The sequence below is a fragment of the Vreelandella sp. 2A-K22 genome (assembly GCF_054065485.1).
The window spans coordinates 1-23262 of the sequence record NZ_JBSUGC010000025.1 but is presented as its reverse complement, the minus strand read 5'-3'; the positions used below and the strand labels follow the sequence as shown (position 1 = coordinate 23262).

18 protein-coding genes are annotated in these 23262 nt (G+C 55.6%); 7 read left to right on the top strand and 11 right to left on the bottom strand.

Annotated features, from left to right (window positions below; genetic code table 11):
- The first annotated feature begins 35 nt into the window (after positions 1–35).
- Both hemN and fnr read left to right on the top strand, forming a co-directional pair.
- Entirely contained in the window at positions 36–1469 is a 1434-nt protein-coding gene (gene hemN / locus ACW17M_RS23255) for an oxygen-independent coproporphyrinogen III oxidase (RefSeq protein ID WP_457548179.1), read from the top strand.
- A gap of 84 nt (positions 1470–1553) precedes the next feature.
- Positions 1554–2300, top strand: coding sequence for a fumarate/nitrate reduction transcriptional regulator Fnr (gene fnr, locus ACW17M_RS23250; RefSeq protein ID WP_022522221.1), 747 nt, complete (start codon positions 1554–1556; stop codon positions 2298–2300).
- Here the strand turns inward: fnr and ttcA are convergent.
- The 3 genes from ttcA to ACW17M_RS23235 all read right to left on the bottom strand — a co-directional run bounded on the left by ttcA (position 2293) and on the right by ACW17M_RS23235 (position 5982).
- Positions 2293–3213, bottom strand: a complete 921-nt coding sequence (ttcA, locus tag ACW17M_RS23245) for a tRNA 2-thiocytidine(32) synthetase TtcA (RefSeq protein WP_027958142.1) — start codon at positions 3211–3213, stop codon at positions 2293–2295. The two genes, fnr and ttcA, sit on opposite strands and share 8 nt — an antisense overlap.
- 262 nt (positions 3214–3475) lie before the next feature.
- Positions 3476–4129: a 3'-5' exonuclease family protein gene (locus ACW17M_RS23240; protein ID WP_035537845.1), complete on the bottom strand. Its 654-nt coding sequence runs from the start codon at positions 4127–4129 to the stop codon at positions 3476–3478.
- A gap of 5 nt (positions 4130–4134) precedes the next feature.
- Complete coding sequence (locus tag ACW17M_RS23235) at positions 4135–5982, bottom strand: DUF294 nucleotidyltransferase-like domain-containing protein (protein ID WP_027958144.1); 1848 nt, start codon at positions 5980–5982, stop codon at positions 4135–4137.
- A gap of 709 nt (positions 5983–6691) precedes the next feature.
- Here ACW17M_RS23235 and ACW17M_RS23230 point away from each other — a divergent pair.
- The 4 genes from ACW17M_RS23230 (at position 6692) to ACW17M_RS23215 (ending at position 13433) form a co-directional block, all read left to right on the top strand.
- Entirely contained in the window at positions 6692–6952 is a 261-nt protein-coding gene (locus ACW17M_RS23230; RefSeq protein WP_007113808.1) for a DUF4212 domain-containing protein, read from the top strand.
- Positions 6953–6958: 6 nt separating this feature from the next.
- Positions 6959–8740, top strand: a complete 1782-nt coding sequence (locus ACW17M_RS23225; protein ID WP_009287414.1) for a sodium:solute symporter family protein — start codon at positions 6959–6961, stop codon at positions 8738–8740.
- A 135-nt stretch (positions 8741–8875) separates the two neighbouring features.
- Entirely contained in the window at positions 8876–9385 is a 510-nt protein-coding gene (locus ACW17M_RS23220) for a hypothetical protein (protein ID WP_022522135.1), read from the top strand.
- 106 nt (positions 9386–9491) lie between these two features.
- Entirely contained in the window at positions 9492–13433 is a 3942-nt protein-coding gene (locus ACW17M_RS23215) for a hybrid sensor histidine kinase/response regulator (protein ID WP_027958145.1), read from the top strand.
- A gap of 38 nt (positions 13434–13471) precedes the next feature.
- Here ACW17M_RS23215 and ACW17M_RS23210 read toward each other — a convergent pair whose 3' ends face one another.
- From ACW17M_RS23210 to ACW17M_RS23200, 3 genes are all read right to left on the bottom strand, one after another.
- On the bottom strand, positions 13472–14134 hold the full coding sequence (locus ACW17M_RS23210) for a response regulator (RefSeq protein ID WP_007113812.1): 663 nt from the start codon (positions 14132–14134) through the stop codon (positions 13472–13474).
- A gap of 276 nt (positions 14135–14410) precedes the next feature.
- Positions 14411–16360 carry an acetate--CoA ligase gene (gene acs / locus ACW17M_RS23205; RefSeq protein ID WP_009287416.1) on the bottom strand — a complete coding sequence of 650 codons (1950 nt, stop codon included), beginning with the start codon at positions 16358–16360 and terminating at the stop codon, positions 14411–14413.
- A 193-nt stretch (positions 16361–16553) separates the two neighbouring features.
- Positions 16554–17102 (bottom strand): SprT family zinc-dependent metalloprotease, encoded by a 549-nt coding sequence (locus ACW17M_RS23200; protein ID WP_027958146.1) that lies wholly within the window; start codon positions 17100–17102, stop codon positions 16554–16556.
- 63 nt (positions 17103–17165) lie between these two features.
- Between ACW17M_RS23200 and ACW17M_RS23195 the strand changes: the two genes are divergently transcribed.
- Positions 17166–17825, top strand: coding sequence for a YecA/YgfB family protein (locus tag ACW17M_RS23195; protein WP_022522130.1), 660 nt, complete (start codon positions 17166–17168; stop codon positions 17823–17825).
- 29 nt (positions 17826–17854) lie between these two features.
- Here the strand turns inward: ACW17M_RS23195 and ACW17M_RS23190 are convergent, their stop codons facing one another.
- From ACW17M_RS23190 to aceF, 5 genes are all read right to left on the bottom strand, one after another.
- On the bottom strand, positions 17855–18976 hold the full coding sequence (locus ACW17M_RS23190; protein WP_027958147.1) for a phospholipase D-like domain-containing protein: 1122 nt from the start codon (positions 18974–18976) through the stop codon (positions 17855–17857).
- Between the two features lie 40 nt (positions 18977–19016).
- Positions 19017–19736 (bottom strand): class I SAM-dependent methyltransferase, encoded by a 720-nt coding sequence (locus ACW17M_RS23185; RefSeq protein ID WP_009287419.1) that lies wholly within the window; start codon positions 19734–19736, stop codon positions 19017–19019.
- A complete protein-coding gene (gene tsaB / locus ACW17M_RS23180) occupies positions 19733–20431 on the bottom strand; it encodes a tRNA (adenosine(37)-N6)-threonylcarbamoyltransferase complex dimerization subunit type 1 TsaB (protein ID WP_009287420.1) in 699 nt (232 codons plus the stop codon). The genes ACW17M_RS23185 and tsaB overlap by 4 nt, the downstream gene beginning before the upstream one ends.
- A 133-nt stretch (positions 20432–20564) precedes the next feature.
- On the bottom strand, positions 20565–21218 hold the full coding sequence (adk, locus tag ACW17M_RS23175) for an adenylate kinase (RefSeq protein WP_009287421.1): 654 nt from the start codon (positions 21216–21218) through the stop codon (positions 20565–20567).
- A gap of 272 nt (positions 21219–21490) precedes the next feature.
- The coding region (aceF, locus tag ACW17M_RS23170; protein ID WP_457548178.1) for a dihydrolipoyllysine-residue acetyltransferase at positions 21491–23262 on the bottom strand (1772 nt) is incomplete at its 5' end.

Below are 23262 nucleotides of genomic sequence, written 5' to 3'. Positions count from 1 at the left end.
GCTAGCGGCATTTCCTAACGTCGGAGCGCCCCTTCATGCCCGTTCATACCCCTGCTGCCTTGCCTCTTGCACCCGCTGCTGCCGCAGCCCCTATGCAGCCGGTGTGGGACGAAGCGTTACTGAGTCGCTACGACACCAACGGCCCACGCTACACCTCCTACCCCACGGCGCTGTCGTTTCACGACCAATTTACCCCTGGCGACCTGACCCAGGCATTGGAGCGTAGCAATGCCAGTAAGCGTCCGCTCTCTCTGTACGTTCATGTGCCCTTCTGCCGCAAGATCTGCTTCTACTGCGCGTGTAATAAAATCGCTACCAAAAACACTGCCCTTGCCGAGCCCTATATAGCCCGGCTTGACCGTGAAATGGTGCTGACCGCACGCCACTTGGATACATCACGACCGGTGGAGCAGTTGCATTGGGGCGGCGGCACGCCGACATTTCTCAGTTTGAACCAGATGGGCGACCTGATTGATCGACTGGATGCACGTTTTGGTCTTTCATCGTCTGCTGATCGCGATTACGCAATTGAAATAGATCCTCGCGAAGCGGATGTGTTTACGCTGCGCCATCTCGAATCCCTCGGCTTTAATCGCATCAGCCTGGGCGTGCAGGATTTAAGCCCGCTGGTGCAGAAAGCGATTAACCGTATTCAGCCTCGGGTACTTACCGAAACGCTGATGGAGGAGGCGCATCGCCTGGGCTTTCGCTCGCTCAATCTCGACCTAATTTATGGCTTGCCATTTCAGACTGAAAAGAGCTTTGCCAACACCCTACGCCAGGTGATCGAGCTCAACCCGGCGCGCCTTTCTGTGTTTAATTACGCGCATATGCCCGAGCGTTTTGCCCCGCAGCGGCGCATTAATGTCGATGACTTGCCAGGCGGAGAAGAGAAGCTAGCGATTCTGCGCACCACCATCGAAATGCTCACCGCAGCTGGCTATGTGCATATCGGTATGGATCACTTTGCCCGCCCTGACGATAGCCTGGCTATTGCCCAGCGCGAAGGCTCGCTGCAGCGCAACTTCCAGGGCTACTCCAGCCATGCTCAGTGCGACTTAATCGGGCTTGGCGTATCGGCGATTTCGCGCATTGATGACGTCTATGCGCAGAACCCGAGCGATCTGGCAAGCTACGAAGCGACGCTGGATCAGGGGCAGCTTGCCACCGTGCGTGGCATACGCTTAAGTGATGACGACCTGATCCGGCGGGACGTGATTGAGCGGCTGATGTGCGATATGGGCATTGACCTGGCCGCCGTTAGTCAACGCTGGAACATCGATGCCCCCCGCTACTTTGCGCCAGCGCTTGAGCGCCTGCAGAGCGCCGAACAGGATGGCCTGCTGACCCGCCGCGGTGATCAGCTTAACGCCACGCCGACGGGGCGGCTGCTGATTCGCCATATAGCAATGGCGTTTGATACCCATCTTTCCGGGCAAACGGGACAACAGTATTCTAAGATTGTTTAATCACCTTATTGCAGGCATGCTAAAGCGACTATAATAAGTAAGGATTTTCTAATTGATAAGCGGGACCCTCTCAAGGAGCAAAGCATGTTGGAACCCATGAGCCGTCGGCGCTCGCTACTCCATGAAGCTCGCTGCCAAACCTGCAGTTTGAGCTCACTGTGCCTGCCACTTGCCCTTGAGCTGGACGACGTGGGGCAGTTCGACGCCATTATTCGTCGTCGCGCGCCGCTGAAAAAAGGCGAACCGCTGTTTCGTCAGGGCGACACCTTTACCAGCGTTTACGCAGTCCGTTCGGGCAGTTTGAAACAGATCACCGCCGAAGGTAACGGCAGCGAGCAGTTGACCAATTTCTACCTGCCCAGTGAATTGGTGGGGTTGGATGGCATTGACGAAGAGCATTACCCCGGTAGCGTTATCGCCCTGGAAACGACCACCGTCTGCGAGATTCCTTTTGACCGCCTGGACTTACTCTCGGAGGAGCTACCCGAACTGCGTGGCCAGCTTTATCGTAGCATGAGCAAAGAGTTGCGCGATGACCGGCGTATGATGCGGCTACTTTCGCGTAAAACCGCCGATCAGCGGCTAGCAAGTTTTTTGATTACCCTCTCGGATCGTTTTCGTCGCCGGGGCTACTCGCCTTACAGCTTTCGCCTCTCAATGCCCAGGGCTGATATCGGCAACTACCTGGGCTTAGCGGTGGAAACGGTCAGCCGCATACTAAGCCGCTTTCAGCAGCAGAGCGTGGTGGCGGTCTCCGGGCGAGAGGTCAACATTCTCGATATGCCGCGCTTGATTACCCTCGCCGAAGAGGAAGAGCAAACAGTTAGCTGACGTTAAAGGCTTGGATACGCCCCGCCAGTAGCTCTGCTTGCTTGGCCTCAAGGCCTTCAAAATCGAACAGGCTGCGGTCGGCCAACTGGGAAGGGGCAATGTTGGTGACAGCCTTGAACATGCTCTCCAGGCGGCCAGGAAACTTTTTGTCCCACTCGGCGAGCATCTCTTTGACCACCTGACGCTGCATATTAGGCTGTGAACCGCACAGGTTGCAGGGAATAATCGGAAACGCCATCAGCCGCGAAAACTCGGCGATATCAGCCTCTTTGCAGTAGGCCAACGGCCGAATAACGATATTCTTCCCATCATCGGATAGCAGCTTTGGCGGCATCGCTTTCAGGTTGCCGCCAAAGAACATATTGAGAAACAGTGTTTCGAGAATATCTTCCCGGTGATGGCCCAGGGCTATCTTATTGGCGCCAATCTCTTCGGCAAAGCCATACAACGAGCCGCGCCGCAGCCGTGAACAAAGCGCGCAGGTGGTTTTACCTTCCGGGGTTTTCTCTTTTACCACCGAGTAAGTATCGCGCTCGACAATGTGGTACTCCACGCCCTGCTTATCCAGATACGCAGGCAATACGTGCTCGGGAAAACCCGGCTGTTTTTGATCCAGATTGACCGCTACCAGCGAAAAATTGACCGGCGCATTGCGCTGCAAATTGCGCAAAATCTCCAGCATCGTGTAGCTGTCCTTTCCACCGGAGAGGCAGACCATTACGCGATCACCTTCATTGATCATTTGATAATCAATGATCGCATTGCCCACTTCTCGGCGCAGACGCTTTTGCAGCTTGTTAAATTCACGCTTCTGCTTCGCATCAGCCAGCTCAGGCTGGTCGTGCTCAGCGTCAGCTGGGGTGGCTCCAACCGTATCAAGGTGAGCAGGATCAAAGTGATCAAGAGTTTGCATGGTATAAGCACTGCCGAGGGTAGAAGGCGTGAGAGAAAAAAGTAATAACTATTCTAACAACACTCACCGCCTGACCCAACTAATCAGACGTAGCCACACAAGATATCGCAATTGGAAGTGACTATTTTGACCGCTGCACCATACCTCGGTGCGAGGGCAGCTTGGAGCGAGGGTCTTTTGTCATGGATGACAAAAGTAGCGCCCAGGGAGGGGTTCACAGCGCCCTCGCGGAAAGCTGTCCTCGCCACGACGAAAGAGACTACTATGCCACCTGCGCCATAATACGCTGCAGGCGCATATACAGCAGTGCGCTGGCGGTGGCCTCTCCAAGCACACTCTGCATGCCCATGACGGGTACTTGCCAGCATGCCAACGCCTGGGCGAAGCTGCTGGGCGCTTCGACCTCCGGGTGCAAACGGCGCAGTTGGCGCTGATGCAGTTTTGCCACATCGACCTGGGCGTTGGGCAGGGCAAAATTCAGCCGCTTACTGAGTAGTGCATTCAATGCTCCAATGCGCTTCTCTAACTGCCAGCCAACGATGGGCCGATTGCCGATAAATTCTACTAGCGCGCTCAAGTTATCACTATTTGGTGGCAGTATCTCCCCCGCCTCGCACAGCAAGTGATGACGGCGCAGCGTTGCGCTCTCGGGCTGCTTTGCGCTACCAAGGGTGATCACAAAAGCACGACTGGTATGCACCTGCTGATGGCTCAGCACCACTGCCGCCACGCTGATCACAGGTGATGATTGCGTGGGCGTTGCTGTGCAGGCGAGCGCCACCAGCTCTTCGCCCATATAGGGCTGAAACAGCCAGGCATAGGGGGAATCTGCACAACGACGCCGGTCACTTTCACGCCTTAACAAGGTGCGCAGCGAGCCGCTAAATAGCGTCACATGTCGATCTAACAGCCGCATTCCGCTCACGAATACTCCAAATGGTAACGGTGGGAAAGCCGCTGCTTAAAGTCTTTGACAATATGCATCGCTTCGCGCAGTAGGTCGCGCTCCAGGGAAGAGAGGTTCTGCACCACGACACGGTTAGCGCGTCTGCTGCTTTGGGCGTTAGTTTCTTTCGCATCCGCAGAAGTTTCCAGCGTACTTAGCTGCTGCTTGAGGCGCAGCTCAGAAAAGAGCGCCAACGCTTCGCCCAGGTCATCGGCAAAACGGCGATCCAACCGGCCGTCAGTAACCAGGGCATCCAAGCGATCAAACGTCGAGGTGGCTTTGATGCGCCGCTCAAGCGCCATGGTGCGGACACCGTGCACGATAGGGAAAATACCGCCTTTCTTGATATCGATACCGTGCTGAGGCTTTTTCAGCGAACCAAACAGCGTCAGCGGCGTCGAAAAGCGCAGCGCCGTGCGGGCAAAATAGGAAAGCAGCAGCTCATCGCCCGAGCAGCGTTCAAACAGCTCATCGCGCACGCTCTCAAGCAAGCTCGGGTTGCCCGCCACGCCATGAGCATCGAGCATAATGGCCAGCTTCATCAGGCTATCGCCATCACGCTCCCTGGCCCACTTGGCAATATTACCTTTCCATTGGGATACCGTGGCCACCCACTCGGGGTTAGACACCATAATGTTGCCGGGGCACGGCGGGTAACCAAGCTGAATCAGGGTATCGGTGAGCGTTTGCATATGGCTGGCAAGATCAGGCCACTGGGTTTCATCGGCAAGAATCAAGCCGTTATCCTGATCCGTTTTTAGAATCTGCTCACCGCGCCCTTCGCTGCCCATCACCATCATGCAGCTCTGCTCGTGATAGCGCTTATCGACAGTGAACTCCCAGGCCTTGCTAATAATACGGCCGTTTAGTGCCGCAAGCAGATCCATCGCAAAGCGCAGCTTAACGCCCTGGGCCATCAGCGCTTTGACCAGCTCCGGGGTGCGCTGACTGGCAGCCGAAAGCGCCTCTAAGTTGGTCGCCTGCTCGATCTGCAGGCTCACCACATAGCTGCGGCTTGAGAAGTAGCTAAGCACGTCGGTGAGCTCTACAACGCCTTTCAAGACGTTTTGCTCCATCACTACCACCCGCGCCACTTTATGGCGGGTCATCAGCACCAATACTTCAAATAAGTACTGATCCGGTGCGACGGTCACCAAGTTAAAATGGGCGATCTTATCCACCGATGATGTTACCGCGCTGCCCTTTAGCACTAAGGCGTTGAGCAGATCGGTTTTGGTCACCATGCCGAGGGTGTCGTCCTGGGTCGACACCAGCAGGCTGTCGGCGTGACTTTCGTTGAGCTGTTTTACAGCGCTAGCGATATCGGTCGTCGCTGCCATCAGCAGTGGCGCACGCATGCACTCGCTTACCTTGGCCAGCATAAAGCCTGCCATGGTGACGCCACCTTCGGCGCGCTTTTCGGTCATCAGGCGCGCCTTATGGGTCAGCGATTGGCGAAAAAAACTGCTGAAATCAGGATAGTGGCGACACAGCTGCTGAAACAGTGCTTTAGGCATTAGGTAACACAGGCACTCCTGTTCAGCCTTAAAGCGGTAGCGGCTTTTACCGTTGAGAATACTGATCGCGCCAAACAGGTCCCCTGCCGTGTAGTGACCAATACGCGCGGTAGATGAGGGCAATGTAGGATCGATTTCCGCCACTTCGCCTTTATGGATCAGATAAACGAACTCACCCGCTTGGCCAGTCTCTAAAATGATTTCGTCACGATCAAAATAGGCCAGGTCAATGCCACGACGAATGTGGTCACGCCCCTCATCGTCAAGGAGCGTAAACGGCAGTTGGGATAGATCCACATCGACCATGGGGTATAACCTCATTAAACGGGCTGCGACTAACCGGGTTGTGTCTTAAGGCGCGCTAGCAGACATAAGCAAAAATAAATAAACGTCGTGACTCGATACTGGCCCACATAAATTGGCCCACACCAGCGCTTCAAAAAAAATGTTATCGATTATTATATGAAGGTGGCTGTACGGGTATAAAGGATTCACTTCCCAAGTAGCAAGTATAACCTTGTTATACCTTTAGCTATCACGCTAAAGTCGAAGCGACTTTTGATACACGACCAAAGTATCGACACTTACTAACCGTGCTTCCGGCAAAACCCAGGACATGTATTTAAAGTAGCCAATAACTGCTTTTATTTGCTCACTAGACTATCGTCCTATAGCTCTTCAAACGCCTACAAAATTCGCTTAAACAGCCTCTAAAAACTCGTATTTTCAATAACATGCATCTTACCAAAAGCCAATTCGTCGTTTATTGATACCAAAGTCTGGGATTTATTTTTTGACGTTTATTGCCCAGTATTAACAATGAGTCATGCAGGGTAATCGCACGTCACTAACTAACTCGACATTTCATATCGAATAATAAGGTGATGTGCTAACAGAAGCTGACTCACCACTCCTATCGATAGGGTGGCTTTAGACGTGCGATTGCCCTGATGGGTCACACGCTATTCCTCGTGAACTTTCCCAACCTTAAAAATCACAAGTGGAGAGCAACACAATGGCAGATGACAAAACCAACGCTGCTGAATACTGGAAAGCAAACGTCCGCTTAATTTTCGGATGCCTGGCTGTTTGGGCATTTGTTTCTTACGGATGCGCTATCCTTTTTCGCCCGCTGCTCGCCGGTATTCCGGTTGGCGGTACCGATCTTGGCTTCTGGTTTGCACAACAGGGCTCAATCCTAACGTTTATCGTGCTGATCTTCTTCTATGCCTGGAAGATGAACAAGCTCGATCAAAAATTTGGCCTTGGGGAGTAAGCCGGTATGAGCCAGTTTGCAATTAACTTACTGTTCGTCGGCGCCTCTTTTGCCTTGTATATAGGCATTGCGATTTGGGCGCGCGCCGGCTCAACGAAAGACTTCTATGTCGCGGGGGGCGGGGTTCACCCGATCACCAATGGCATGGCCACCGCAGCGGACTGGATGTCAGCTGCATCGTTCATTTCCATGGCGGGCCTGCTAGCCTCAGGCGGCTACGCCAACTCTACTTTCCTAATGGGCTGGACTGGCGGCTACGTTATCCTCGCGATGCTGCTAGCACCTTACCTGCGTAAGTTTGGTAAGTTCACCGTGCCTGACTTTATCGGCGACCGCTTCTACAGCAACACCGCTCGCTTAGTGGCTATCGTCTGCTTGATTGTGGCGTCGGTTACCTACGTTATCGGTCAAATGACCGGTGCGGGCGTAGCGTTCTCTCGCTTCCTTGAAGTCAGCAACACCTGGGGTATTTGGTTAGCCGCGCTGATCGTTTTCCTCTACGCCGTATTTGGTGGTATGAAAGGCATTACCTATACCCAGGTAGCCCAGTACATCGTTCTAATCATCGCTTACACCATTCCTGCGGTGTTTATTGCCTTCCAACTAACCGGCAACCCGATTCCGATGTTCGGTATGTTCAGCACGCATACTGAATCCGGCATTCCGCTGCTGGCTAAATTGGATGACGTGGTTAGCGCACTTGGCTTCCGCGACTACACCGCCGATGTGGACAACAAACTCAACATGGTGCTGTTTACCCTGTCGCTGATGGTCGGTACTGCCGGTCTACCCCACGTTATCATTCGCTTCTTCACCGTCCCGAAAGTAGCCGATGCTCGCTGGTCTGCTGGCTGGGCGCTGGTGTTCATTGCCCTGCTTTACCTCACGGCTCCTGCGGTCGGTTCAATGGCACGTCTGAATCTGGCGACCACCGTGTACCCAGAGATGGCGGGGCAGGTTGAAAACTACGAAGAGGCTGCGCAAAACCCGATTCTGTACGAAGAACGCCCTGATTGGGTTCGTACATGGGAAGAAACAGGCCTTATCACCTTCAACGATCTCAACAATGACGGCCGTATCCAAATGTATAATGATGCTGCCGACTACTCTGATCGTGGCTGGGAAGGCAACGAGCTAACCGTCAATAATGACATACTGGTACTCGCCAACCCGGAAATTGCCAATCTTCCCGGCTGGGTTATTGGTTTGATTGCAGCGGGTGGTATCGCCGCAGCACTCTCGACAGCTGCAGGCTTGCTGCTGGCGATCTCGTCGGCGATCAGCCACGACTTGATCAAGACCATGATCAATCCCAAGATCACCGAGAAAGGCGAGATGTTGGCAGCGCGAATCTCCATGGGTGGTGCCATCCTGTTGGCCACTTACCTGGGGCTTAATCCGCCGGGGTTTGCAGCACAAACGGTGGCATTAGCCTTTGGTATCGCCGGTGCATCACTGTTCCCCGCGCTGATGATGGGTATCTTCTCCACGCGGATGAACAGCTCAGGCGCGGTCGCCGGTATGCTGGCGGGCTTGATTTGCACCCTGCTTTACATCTTTACCTACCTGGGCTGGTTCTTCGTGCCGGATACCAATATGCTGGCAAACACGCCGGATAACTGGATCTTTGGCATCTCGCCGCTCTCCTTCGGTGCCGTAGGCGCGATGATCAACTTCGCCGTTGCCTTTGCGGTTTCCAGAGTGACAGCTGCACCGCCGCAGGAAATTCAGGATCTGGTGGAAAGCGTTCGCTATCCGAAAGGTGCTGGCATGGCGATAGACCACTAAGTCATACTCCTTCCTGATGCGTTATCGCCATACGGCGATAACGCTTTGGAATCGACCTCATCATCGGGCTTCCTTAGGGAGGCCCGATGGCTTTTATAGATAGCTTTTATAGACGGCTTTTTGAAAGGATAAATTATGATTTGGCACTTGATCGCCGCCGTTTTTGCAGGCCTTGCGGCAGCCGGGATTGGCCTGATACTGCGCAATTTGAGCGGCAAACGTTTACCCAAATGGATAGTCCCGGTGTGTGGCGGACTGGGTATGCTGGGTTATCAAGTTCAGGTGGAGTACAGCTGGTTTGACCACAAGCAGGCACAACTGCCCGAGACCGCCACGGTCATTTCAACCGAAAGCAGCACGGCGGTATGGCGCCCATGGACTTTTGCCATTCCGATGATCACCAAATTCAGCATGGTGGATAGCGAGAACATCCGTATTACCGAGCAGGATGACACCCGTTTAGCGGAATTTATCCTTTATCAGTTTGAGCGCCATCACACCGATATTTTGATCACCCAGCCCTATCTACTCAACTGCGAGAGCCGTGAGCTAGTGCCCCTGGATAAAGACTCCCGCGACCCTATCCTCGAAGAGATACGCACGCTGCGCGAAACATCACCGCTACTCAACAACGTATGCGCCTAGACAAATAAACAGCCCGTGGTACAAACGGTCGTACACGACCCGTTGTTTCGCCTAGAATGAAGCCTTTTGACTGGCGCACGTTAAACACTCTGGCGGGGAGAAAGGCATGTTTCACGGCGGGCTACTGGTAGCGGTTTCGTTACTCTACATTGCCGTTCTATTCGGTATCGCTTGGTACGGTGATCGCCGCGCGCGTACCCACGGCGCCACCCGTCGGCGTCCGATCATCTATAGCTTGGCACTGGCCATTTACTGCACCTCGTGGACGTTTTACGGCGCGGTTGGCCAGGCAGCCACCGCGGGATGGTCGTTTGCGAGCATCTTCGTCGGACCGATTTTAACGTTTTTACTCTTCTGGCCGGTGCTGGCCAAAATGATCCGCGTTGCCAAACATCAAAACGTCACCTCGATTGCCGATTTTATTGCCTCCCGTTACGGCAAAACCCAGTCGCTGGCCGCCTTTGCCAGTCTGGTTGCCCTGGTCGGTACCCTGCCCTACATTGCCCTGCAGCTAAAAGCAGTTTCCACTACTTTTAGCGTTCTTACCGATGCCACCGATGTGACCCATACGCCGTTGTTTGGCGACACGGCCTTCTATGTGGCCATTGTGATGGCAATTTTCGCGATTCTATTCGGCACCCGCCACACCGATGCCACCGAACACCACGAAGGCTTAATCCACGCCGTGGCATTCGAATCGCTGGTCAAGCTGCTCGCCTTCGTGGTGCTTGGCGCCTTTGTTACCTGGGGTATGTTTGATGGCCTGGGTGAGCTGATGGGGCATGCCGAAAGCCAGCTCGAACTCCAGCGCCAGCTGGCCAACCAGGATTTTGGCCAAAGTTTCTGGGCCCAAACGCTGCTCGCGATGCTGGCGATTCTGTGTCTTCCCCGCCAGTTCCATGTGGCAGTGGTGGAAAACATTCACCCTGACGACGCCACGAAAGCGCGCTGGCTGTTTCCACTTTACCTGTTGGCCATTGCCTTTTTTGTGGTGCCCTTAGCCGCCGCTGGTCTGCTGCTGTTTTCCGAAAGCGGCGTAGAGCCCGATACCTACGTACTGGCTCTATCCATGGCCTCGGGCCACCAATGGTTAACGCTACTCACCTTTATCGGCGGTTTCTCGGCGGCCACGGGCATGGTAATTGTCGCCGCCGTGGCCGTGTCGATCATGATCTCCAACGAAATCGTTATCCCTGCGCTGTTCCGGCTGCGCTGGTTTGATACCAAGGCACGGGATTATGGGCGCTTGGTGCTACGTGCGCGGCGTTTAACCATTGTTGCCGTACTGGCCATGGCCTACGGCTTCTACCAGCTGATTGCCGAATTTACCTCGCTGGCCTCGATTGGCATGCTCTCGTTTGCCGCTGCCTCGCAATTTGCCCCAGCGCTGATTGGCGGCCTCTACTGGAAGCGCGGCAACCGGCTTGGGGTGATTGTCGGTATGAATGCGGGCTTCGCCATCTGGGCCTATAGCCTGCTTATGCCCGCGATGATCAATGCTGGTGTACTGCCGACTGGCTGGCTTGACGGCGGCCCGTTGGGGCTCAATTGGCTATCGCCCACGACGCTATTCGGCCTCAACTTAGGTGACAGCTTTACCCACGGAGTGATGCTGTCACTCGGGGTAAACCTGTTCTGCTACATTTTCGTTTCCCAAGTTACCTCACAGCGAGTGGTCGAGCGTATTCAGGCCTCACTGTTCGTGGATAGCGTGGAAACACGCCAGACCTCGGTCAACCGCCCCTGGACCGGGGCGACCACCGTGGGCGATTTAAAAGTCCTGTGTGAACGTTTTCTAGGCGCGGGCCAGGTCGATCGCGCCTTTGAAGACTACGCCCGCCGGGTGGGTAAACCGCTGGACGACGGCACTCGCGCCTCAATCGATATTATTCAGTTCACTGAACGCTTTCTGGCTTCAGTGCTTGGCGCTTCATCGGCACGCATCGTGGTCAACTCGGCACTTCAGGGGCGCGGTATCGGCATCTCGGATGTGATTTCGATTGTCGATGAAGCCTCCCAAGTGCTGGAGTTCAACCGGGCGCTGCTCCAGGCCACCATTGAAAACATTAACCAGGGCATCAGCGTGGTCGATCAGAACCTTCGCCTGGTGGTGTGGAACCAGCGCTACCTTGAGCTTTTCCGCTTCCCTGACCACCTGATTCGCGTTGGCGCCCCCATAGACCGTATCTTTCGCTATAACGCCCACAACGGCGAGTATGGTCCGGGTGACCCGGAAGAGCACGTGCAGCTACTGCTCGACAATATTCGCGAAGGCCAACCCCACCGCTATGTGCGCTACCGCCAGGACGGCAGCGTGCTGGAAGTGCAGGGCAACCCAATGCCTGGCGGCGGTTTTGTGTATACCTACCAGGATATTACCCAGCAAAAGCGCATCGAAGAGGCTTTGATTCGCTCGGAAAACAATATCCGTATCTATACCGATAACGTGCCCGCGTTGATTGCCTACTTCGACAAAGAGTGCCGCTACCTATTTACTAACCGAGCCTACGAGCAGGCGTTCAATATTGACCGCAACGCGGTCATTGGTCGCCGCTTTGAAGACGTGCTGCCAATTAAGCAGGCGGAGGAGCGCGCGCCATGGGTCGCACGCGCCTTGAACGGCGAACGGGTCAGCTTTGAAGTCTCGCTGCGGGTGAATGAAGCCATGCGCTATATGCTGGTCACTTACACGCCGCACTTTGGTGACAGCCAGGCGATCCTGGGCTTCTTTGCGCTCTATCAGGATATTACCGAACGCCGTCAGGCTGAAATTGCCCTTAAAGAGACCAATGAAACCCTGGAAGAGCGCGTGCGTGAGCGTACCCAGGCGCTCTCTGAAGCCAACGCGGCGTTGCGCCAGGAGAACCGGGTACGCGCCGAGGCAGAGCTCGCCCTGCGCCAGGCTAAGCAGCTCGCAGAAGATGCCAACGCTTCCAAAACGCGCTTTTTGGCCGCGGCCAGCCACGACTTGCTGCAGCCGCTTAACGCGGCACGGCTATTTACCTCCGCGCTGATGCAGAACGTGACTACGACCGACACCCAGCGCATCGTTGGCCATATCGATAACTCGCTGCAGGCCGCCGAGGAACTGCTAAGCACCCTGCTGGATATCTCCAAGCTGGACGCAGGAGCCCTAACGCCCCGCCGCAGTCACTTTGCCCTAGCGGATATCTTCCGCCCGTTACGCGCCGAATTTGAGGTGATGGCGGATGATCGCGGGCTGGACTTAGAAGTCGTGCCTACCCAGCTTTGGGTCGACTCAGATCCTCAAATGCTGCGCCGTATCGTGCAAAACTTCTTATCCAATGCGATTCGCTACACTCAAGAGGGGCGCGTGCTGTTGGGCTGCCGCCGCCAAAACGGCTGGCTCTCTATTGAAGTGTGGGACAGCGGCCCCGGCATTCCCGAGTCTAAATTGAGCGAAATTTTTCAGGAATTCCGCCGATTGGATCAGGTCTCCCGCCACAAAGAGAGCGAGAAAGGGCTGGGGCTAGGGCTCTCCATTGCCGACCGTATGAGCCGGGTGCTGGATCATCCTATCAAGGTACGCTCGACGGTAGGCAAAGGCGCGGTTTTCTCGGTTAGCGTACCGATTGTCACCGCCCACGAGTCAACCAGCACCGAGCTTGAGCCGCATGCGCGGCGCGGCAGCCATAAGCTGAGCGGTACGCGGATTGTATGCATCGATAACGAGACGCTGATTCTGGAAGGCATGACCGCCATGCTTAGCGGCTGGGGCTGCGAGGTGTTTACCGCCACCAGTATCGGCGGGGCCAAATCGATCCTACGCAATATGGATGGCGACCCTGACGCTATTCTGGCGGACTACCACCTGGATAACGAAGTCACCGGCTTAATGGCGCTGGAAGCACTCAGCGAACGTTTTGAGGGGGCGGTACCAGGGATTGTGATTACCGCTGACCGTACCGAAGCGGTGGCTGAAGAGATCAAGCGGGCGGGCTATCAACTGCTGCTGAAGCCCGTTAAACCGGCGGCACTACGGGCGCTACTGACGCGCACGTTGCAGGCCAACCGGGCGGCGCGCTAAGCGCGCCGCGGTTAACACAGTCGTTGCTTGCTACTTGCTTAGGAAACGACTTTCGGCGGCTCGACTTCAAGCTTCTGAGCCGCGATAACCGCCTGGGTACGTGAGTGTACGCCCAGCTTGCGTAGAATCGCGGTCACGTGGGCTTTGATCGTGGCTTCAGAGACGCTCAGTTCATAAGCGATCTGTTTATTCAGCAGGCCTTCGGTCAGCATATTCAAGACGCGGAATTGCTGGGGCGTTAGCGAAGCAATCGCCTCGGCAAAACGCGACTCCTCTTCGCTGGTCTCTTCCAGCACGTTGGCCAACGCCTCAGGTAACCACACCTCGCCCTGCAGAATTTCGCCGACGGCTTCAGCAATTAGTTGTAGAGACGATGATTTAGGGATAAAACCCGACGCGCCGTAGTCAATAGCACGACGAACCACGTAGGGTTCATCACTACCAGACACTACCGCAACGGGGATATCAGGCATTTGACCACGCAGTTGGATTAAACCAGAGAAGCCATGGGCTCCCGGCATATGCAGATCCAGCAGAATCAAATCGGCATCTGGGTGGCGATTCACCACGTCAGTGGTGGCTTCCATGGTGTCCGCTTCGACAATTTCCGCCTGGGGGGCCAACTGGCGTAACGCTTGGGTCAGCGCTGCACGAAACAGCGGGTGATCGTCAGCGACGATAAACTTATGAGCTACTGCCATGGATATTCCTCCGGTTCCTCGAGCAGCGGGGTTGTCTGCCGCCGCGACGCTAGGCTCTTACGGTTGTGAAGCATGGTACCCCATGGGCTTCATCATGCCCAAGCATCACATGCACAATTTATAATAGATCGTTCACACAAGTGAAACACGTGTCCATAAACGCTTATCTATAAACGCGCCTCTATAAACACAACCGTGCCGACCTACTCAGGTCGGCACGGCTTTGAGTCGGCACACAAGCTCTATTGGGCTAAACAGCCTATCGCGTTGTCGCCATTATTGGTTGGCGCGATGCTCAATCAGCTCATCGACCACCGACGGGTCGGCCAGCGTACTGGTATCACCCAAACCATCACACTCATTGGCGGCAATCTTGCGCAAAATGCGGCGCATGATTTTACCCGAGCGGGTTTTCGGCAAACCTGGCGCCCACTGGATGACATCCGGCGAAGCAATCGGGCCAATATCTTTGCGCACCCACTGGGTCAACTCTTTTTTGAGTTCGTCTGTCGCCTCGATACCGTCACTCAGGGTGACATAGATATAGATGCCTTGTCCCTTAATATCGTGCGGGAAACCAACAACGGCTGCTTCTGCAACGGCGCTGTGCGCTACCAGAGAGGACTCTATCTCGGCGGTGCCCATGCGGTGACCCGACACGTTCAGCACGTCGTCCACACGTCCGGTGATCCAGTAGTAGCCATCCTCATCGCGGCGACAGCCGTCACCCGTGAAGTACATACCGTCGTAGGTCGAGAAGTAAGTCTGAACATAGCGCTCGTGGTCACCCCAAATAGAGCGCGCCTGACCCGGCCAGGCGTCAAGGATGACCAAGTTGCCTTCAGTGGCACCTTCCAATTTATTGCCTTCGTTATCGACCAGCGCGGGCTTCACACCGAAAAACGGTACGGTCGCAGAGCCAGGCTTAAGCGGGGTAGCGCCCGGCAGCGGCGCAATCATGATGCCGCCGGTTTCGGTTTGCCACCAGGTATCTACAATCGGGCATTTTTCGTTGCCGATAACGCGGTAGAACCACTCCCAGGCCTCCGGGTTAATCGGTTCGCCCACGGAGCCCAACAGCCGCAGGCTATCGCGTTTGCTGGAGTCCATGACGTTTTCGCCATGGGCCATCAGAGCACGCACCGCGGTGGGCGCAGTATAGAGAATATTAACGTTGTGCTTATCAACGATATCACCCATACGGCCATGGGTGGGATAGCTGGGCACGCCCTCAAACATCAGGGTAGTCGCACCGTTGGCCAAGGGGCCATAAACGATATAGCTGTGCCCGGTAACCCAGCCAACGTCCGCGGTGCACCAGTAGATTTCACCCTCTTGATAGTCAAACACGTACTGGTGGGTCATGGCGGCGTAGGTCAGGTAGCCGCCGGTGGTGTGCTTCAAGCCTTTAGGCGCACCGGTAGAACCCGAGGTGTAGAGAATGAATAGCGGGTCTTCGGCGCCCATGGCTTCCGGTTCACACTCGTTGGACTGCTTGTCGACCAGCTCGTCAAACCAGACATCGCGACCCTCTTTCCACTCGATCTCACCGCCGGTGCGCTTCACCACCAGGACGTTTTTGCACACATCAGTGCCGTCACGGGTCAGCGCGGCGTCCACGTTCTCTTTCAGCGGTACGTGCTTACCACCGCGCACCGACTCATCAGCGGTAATCACCAGCTTGGAGTCGGCGCCAATAACCCGCTGGGCAACGGCGTCCGGCGAGAAGCCACCAAAGACAACCGAGTGAACGGCCCCGATGCGCGAACAGGCCAACATAGCCATGGCGGCTTCGGGAATCATAGGCATATACAGCGTAACGGTATCGCCTTTATCGATACCCAGCTCTTTCAGCGCGTTGGCTAGCTGGTTCGTGCGTGCATAGAGTTCGCGATAAGTAATGTGTTTGGACTCATCGGGGTTGTCGCCTTCCCAAATGATCGCTGTCTGGTCACCGCGCTTATCCAGATGGCGGTCAAGGCAGTTGGCGCTGACGTTAAGCAGGCCATCCTCAAACCAACGAATATCGACATTGTCACGCGCAAAGGAGGTGTTTTTGATTTTGCTGGGCGCTTTAATCCAGTCGAGGCGTTTGGCTTGCTCAGCCCAGAAGCCTTCCGGGTCGTCTATCGACTGCTGATACATGGCCTCATATTTGGCTTTATCGGCCCAGGCATTGGCGGCGAAATCGTCGCGCACCGGATAGACCTTCTGTTGATCGCTCATAAAATTGCCTCTGTCCGTGAAAATGCACTCTCTAAGAAACTGTAGTCGATACGATTATTTATGGGCTTATTGACCATTATCGGGCGTATCGGCTGCCATTAATGTTCCCCTAGCATAAACCTCCTCGCGCAGGCTTCCCTTTAGACATTGGTATTATCATTTTTTATTTAAAAAACAAACATTTATAAACAAATCACGAGACGACTTCCGGCCTGTAGACCAAGGTCTTAGCGCAGTGTCGGCAACGATAATGACGCCCGTTTACCACTAAAGCATGACGTCTTGGGGTAAATTGATGAAAGCGGCAATCGCATTGGTAACGATAAGGTGCGGACTGCGCCTGCTTAATATCAAACCGATGGGTAACACTGGGAACTAAACCAAAAAGGTCGCGCATGACCGTTTTCCACTCGCGGCCGTGGGGTTTTAAACGCGGGCCGTTGTCCAAATGAAACACCAGCCAGTGAGCCATTTCGTGGGGAATCACCTCATCAAAAAACGCCGTGCGGTTCTCTCTCAGTAACACCGGGTTCAAGCGTAACCCGCCGTGGCCAAGATGCGCCTGGCCGGCCGAAGCGCCGCGCAGGTTAAACCACACATTTGGGGCTGGCAGCGCTGGGCACACTTCACAGCAGCGCTGCCACGCTTGTTCAACGCGAACTCGCGCGGCCTGATGCAACTCTGTTTCCGACATAGCCGCCAATTCAGTGGCAGGCCAAGGAGGCAGTGGTGACGTCTTCATTAGTGATAAACTAGCCGTTATAGGTAACCATTGATGAACGTTTGTATTAACGAGGCTTTACTCATGGCAGAGCGCAGCGATACGCCTGAAACGAACACGCCACCGCAGCCACTGCTCGAGGATGAGCAGTTGGATAGATTGGACGACTTCCTTGACTCGGATCAAGTGGATGAAGACGCCCTGGATCTTATTTCCACCCATGGCTTTTTAGTGGCCCTTGCCGTGGCACCCAGCGAAGTACCGGCGACCCAGTGGCTGACTGAGCTGTTTCAGGGTGAGCCTCGCTACGCCGATGACGCCGAGCGTGATGAGATTATTACCCTGCTCACACTGTTACGCGACAACGCGGTGGCGGTACTCGAGCAAGGCGGCTTACCGGAACTGCCGTTTGAACTAACGTTGGGAGGAGAACCCGCCGAGGAAACCCCTATAGGCGACTGGTGTGCGGGCTTTATGGAAGGCGTCTTCAGCGACGAGAGCGCTTGGTTCCAGGACGATGAAGAGGCCGCCGCCGCCCTGCTGCTACCGTTTATGCTGCTCTCCGGACTGTTCGACGATGAGCCGGACTTGGCCGAGCTGGCTAAAGATCAAGAACGCCAGGAGTCGCTGGTAGTGCAGTTGCCGGAACTGGTTTTGGATCTTTACCTGCATTACCGCGTGCCACCGGAAACGCCCAAACCCAAACCGCGTAAAAAAACGCCTGCAAAAGGTAAAAAGCGCTAGGTGCTTAGGCTAAATACTTAGCGTAGACACTATTTAAGCCGCGTTACCATGGCATCCAGCACGCCATAGATCCACTCACGGGCGCGCTGCCTCCAGGGGCGCGCCGCCCAAGCCGCGGCGTCTACCTCCTGGCTGGCGGCAAAGTTTCGCTCGAACAGTTCGCGCACGTCCGCCGCGAGCTTCGGATCCATTGCTTCCTGGTTTGCCTCTAGGTTCCAGTGCAGATTCCAGTGGTCAAAGTTACACGAACCAATGCTCACCCACTCATCGGCGAGCACAAATTTAGCGTGGATAAAGGTCGGCTGAAACTCAAAAATGCGCACCCCAGCCTTGAGCATGGTGTGATAAAAGCGCTGACCGGCAAAGCGAACGCTGGGATGATCATGCTTTGCCCCCGGTAGCAGTAAGCGTACGTCTATCCCTCTGCGAGCCGCCCGAACCAAACGCCGACGCAGGGCAAAGGTGGGCACAAAATAGGGTGTGCATAACCAGAGTCGTTCATTTACCTGGCTGACCCGATAATGCAATGAGTGGCGAATCGCTTGATAACGATAGCCACGCGCCGACATCGCCCGCCCAGGCACGCCATTGGCAAGCGCCTGAGGCTCACGACGCTCTGGGAGAGCCGCCGCGCGTCTATCGCCCTTCTCGACGCGGGTCAGCCGCGAATGCCATAGGCGCCGAAACAGCAGTTCCCAATCGGCCACCACCGGCCCTTCAATACGCAGGGCAATTTCGTACCAGGCATTCAAAAACTCATCCACCGCGCCAAAGCCACCGGTGAACGCCAGCTCGCCGTCAATAACCATTATTTTGCGATGGTCACGGCTCAGGTTCAGCGCTAAAGAGTGGAAACCAATGGGGTTAAAAAAGCGCAGCTGAACATCGCCCTGCTTCAGGCGCTGGCGATCACTCCCGGAGAGGCCCATCGAGCCATAGCCATCCAGCAGTAAACAGACGCGAACACCGCGCTGCGCTGCATCAGTCAATACCTCAATGACTTGATCTGCAAGCTCCCCTGATTCCATCAAGTAGAGCTCTACCAGCACATAGTGCCGCGCATTATGCACCGCTTCAAACATAGCGGGCAGAAAGCGTGAGGCCTCCGGCAGCAGCGTAAATCGATTACCTTCTCGCCACGCGTTCTGCATGGGTGCTCCTTGCTTAGCCACTGATAAGTACACTAACGAGCTACCGTGCTAATGAGCGATGTACATACAGATCGTAGCGGCTGGTTTTACCCTCAAGGGTATGTTGCGGCACTGGCCCCGCAATAGGCGGCGCCTTACGGGGGCGCTTAACCACCACGCGATGAGTGGCCACATCCAACGCCGCTTCTAGTAATCGCGGGGCATCGTTATCATCACCAGCCAACTCGCGGAACAGACGCATCTCTTTTTTCACCAACGCTGATTTCTCACGATGGGGAAACATCGGATCCAGGTGTATCACCTGCGGTGAAAAGTGAGCACTGGCAACCAATTCAGCCAGGAATTGAGCCGCATCCCCATGACGCAGTGTCATGCGGGCAACAATATCCACTGTATCGCTATGCCTGGAGGCACGTTTCAGGCCATCCTCCAGCAGCGCTGCAATCGCTGCAACCCGCTCAATTAACAACACCTGGGCACCTAGGCTGGCCAATACAAACGCATCCCGCCCCAACCCTGCCGTAGCATCAACGATGCAGGGCGTCACGCCCTTGGAAAGCCCACAGGCCTTTGCGACCAGCTGACCACGCCCACCACCAAAGCGGCGCCGATGGGCCGCTTTGCCCGCCACAAAATCAACGCTGAGCGGCTTGCCGTAGCGTTTTTCATCACCGACCAGCGCCAACCCCTCATCGCCCTGCACCAAGCGCAGGCCGTCAGGCAGAACGATGCTCTCAACATCGGCCTCAACATCGCTCATGCGGGCTTTTTCCAGGCAACGTCGTTGCGCAGATAAACCGGCTGAACCAAGTGCGCGGCCTGCCCCAACCCAGCGGCAAAATCACGCGCCGCCAGCCACGCCATCTCTTCGGCGCGGGGCTCTAAATCATCCAAATGCTGGGGCATGCTAAGCTGTACATCGACAGTGAAGCGCTCCCACAGCGTAAAGCCGCTGCCTACACCTACCCAGTCGGTTTCGTCGCCTGGCAGACGCAGCGACTCAGGGGCCAGCACCGCCTCGGCGCTCATCGGAGTAATAGTGTCTTTTAGGCAGTGCCACGTCGCGGCGTACACCTCGCCCATGCGGGCATCTAAGGCAGTCACCACGTGGCGGAGGTGATAGCGACGATGGGCCTGAAGGGCCAGCGCCTCTAAAGTAGACACCCCCAGCAACGGGCAGTCCAAACCAAACGCCAACCCCTGGGCTGCCCCCGCCGCGATACGCAGTCCGGTAAACGAACCCGGCCCCCGGCCAAACGCAACGGCATCAAGCTGGGAAGGGGTTACCTGCGCTTCGGCAAGCACTTCGTCCACCATCGGCAGCAGCCTGCGGGTATGGGCGCGGGGCGTCATCTCGAAGCGCGCCAGGCACTCAGTGCCCGAATCACCCTGGCGCAGTAAGGCTGCAGAACAGGCGCTTGAAGAGGCGTCCAGGGCAAGCAGATGTAACGGCATAGCAAGTGGCCACTCGAAAGAAAGGTTGCGGCATTATACCTTTGTCACGCCAATACGACGATGACCCGCATTAGGCGGGCCATCGGCAAAGGCGTAAAATCAGCTAAAGGTTATTATCAACTGAGGGCTCTTATCAGCTAAGGGCTTCTTTAACCTGGCGGGTAATATCCGTCACACTGCCAACGCCTTCAATGCGGTGGTACTGGGGCGCGCTCTGGGGATCCTGCTTGGCCCACTGCTGATAGTAATCGACCAGCGGGGCCGTTTGATCGTGGTAAACGGATAGGCGATTACGCACCGTGGACTCTTGGTCATCTTCACGCTGAATAAGCGTTTCACCGGTCACATCATCCTTGCCTGGCTCTTTGGGCGGATTGTGCTCAACGTGATAAACCCGGCCCGATGCTTGGTGCACACGGCGTCCCGCCAATCGACTGACGATCTCTTCATCGGGTACGGCAATTTCCACCACGTGATCTAGCTTAACGCCGCCCTCTTTCATGGCGTCGGCCTGGGGGATCGTGCGTGGGAAACCATCGAACAGAAAGCCATTTTCGCAGTCAGGCTGACTGATGCGCTCTTTGACCAAGTCAATGATGATGTCGTCGGACACCAGGCCACCACTGTTCATGATCTCTTTTACTTTCAAGCCCAGCTCAGTGCCATCTTTAATGGCCGTGCGCAGCATATCCCCGGTGGAAATCTGAGGAATCTTAAATTGCTCACAAATAAACTGAGCTTGAGTCCCCTTCCCCGCGCCGGGGGCACCCAACAGGATTAAACGCATGGCACTGCTCCTTGAAGTTCTTGGTATGAAAAAAGAGTTCGAAAAATGAGTATGTGAATTCTGTTAACTGACAATAACCGCGCCTCTCAAGCGACACAACTCTCCAAAAGCCTGAGAAACCCGCTTTTGTTTCAATTTTTTTAAATTAAAACAGCCAAATGCCCTAAATCTACCACTTTGGTCGCCCTGCGAGAGGTTTAGGCAGCATTTACGTTTAGTAAACACAAGCGGCGCCCCTAGGGGCGCCGCTTGTGAAAGCACATCGCTACCAATTACAGCAGTAAGCGACGAATGTCGGTGAGCACATCGGCCAGGAAGGCGGTAAAGCGTGCCGCATCGGCGCCGTTGATCGCACGGTGATCGTAGGAGAGCGACAGCGGCATCATCAGGCGCGGCTGGAAGGCACTCCCATCCCAAACCGGCTTCATCTGCGCTTTGGACACGCCCAGAATAGCCACTTCCGGCGCGTTAACGATCGGTGTAAACGCCGTGCCACCAATCGAACCGAGGCTCGAAATGGTGAAGCAGCCACCGGTCATCTCGTCACGCTTGAGCTTTTTGGTCTGGGCTTTCTTGCCTAGCTCCGCCATCTCCTTGGCAATCTCGATCAAGGATTTGTTATCGGCGTTGCGCACTACTGGCACCATCAGACCGTCAGGCGTATCCACGGCAATACCGATATGGACGTAGTTCTTCCATACCAGGGTTTCACCGTCACCCTTCAGACTGACATTGAACTGCGGGAATTTACGCAGCGCAAAGGCACAGGCTTTGACCATAAACGGCAGCGGCGTTAGCTTGGCGCCCTGGGCTTCCGCTTCCGCCTTCATCGCCTTGCGGAAAGCTTCCAGCTCGGTGATGTCCGCTTCGTCGAATTGCGTAACGTGGGGCACATTGAGCCAGCTACGATGCAGGTTGGTCGCGCCCATCTTGAGCAGACGCCCCATCGGCTTCTCTTCCACTTCACCAAACTGGCTGAAGTCGACTTCCGGAATGGGCGGAATACCCGCGCCGCCAGTAGCCGCGGCTGCCGCACCTGGCTGGGCTTTACCCTGATTGGCAATCGCCTGCTTCACATAGGACTGTACGTCCTCTTTGAGCACGCGATCTTTCGGGCCGCTGGGTTTAACGAGTCCCAAGTCGACGCCTAGTTCACGAGCCAGCATGCGTACCGCAGGGCCGGCGTGCACCAGCTTGCCATCCCGGGGCTTATGGGCAGCCATCTGTGCTTCCGGGCTGGGGGTACCGGCCGGAGATTCAGACGGTTTAGCGCTGTCCTTGCTGTCACTGCTCTGCGAGGCTTTTTCTGGTGCGGCCTTTTTCGGTGCCGCTTTTTTGGCACCCGCCACTTCCATATAGCCGATCACATCGCCTTCAGAGACGGTGTCGCCCTCTTTAACGGTCAGCTCAAGAAGCTTGCCTTTGTAGGGGCTGGGCACGTCCATAGAGGCTTTATCAGACTCTAGGGTGATCAACGGGTCTTCTTCGTTGACTTCGTCACCTGCCGCTACGCCGATCTCGATAATCGGCACATCAGAGGAGCCAGAAAGATCCGGTACGCGAATCTCTTTGCGCTCCGGCTCGCCGCTAGCGGCCTCTTCCTGATCATCTTCAGCCGTTTCTTCCGGCTCGCTACTGGCTTGGCTAGAGGACGGTTTTGGAGAAGAGCTCTCTTCCGGTGCGTCTTCGCTGTCGCCGCCCTCGCCGACGATCTCCATCTGGCCGATGACATCGCCTTCAGAGACGGTGTCACCCTCTTTCACGGTAAAACTGACGATCTTACCGCTATGGGGGCTGGGCACGTCCATGGAGGCTTTGTCAGACTCCAACGTGATCAAGGTGTCTTCGGCCTCAACCTCATCGCCTTCGCTGACCGCGACTTCGATAATTTCGACGCTGTCCGAGCCGCCGAGATCGGGCACTTTGATATCCACCGTCTGCTTACCGCCGGCTGACTTTTTAGCCGCAGGCTTCTGCTCTTGAGACGGCTCTTTGGGTTTTTCTTGCTTCGCTGGGGCCTCTTCAGGCTGGCTGTCAGACGAGC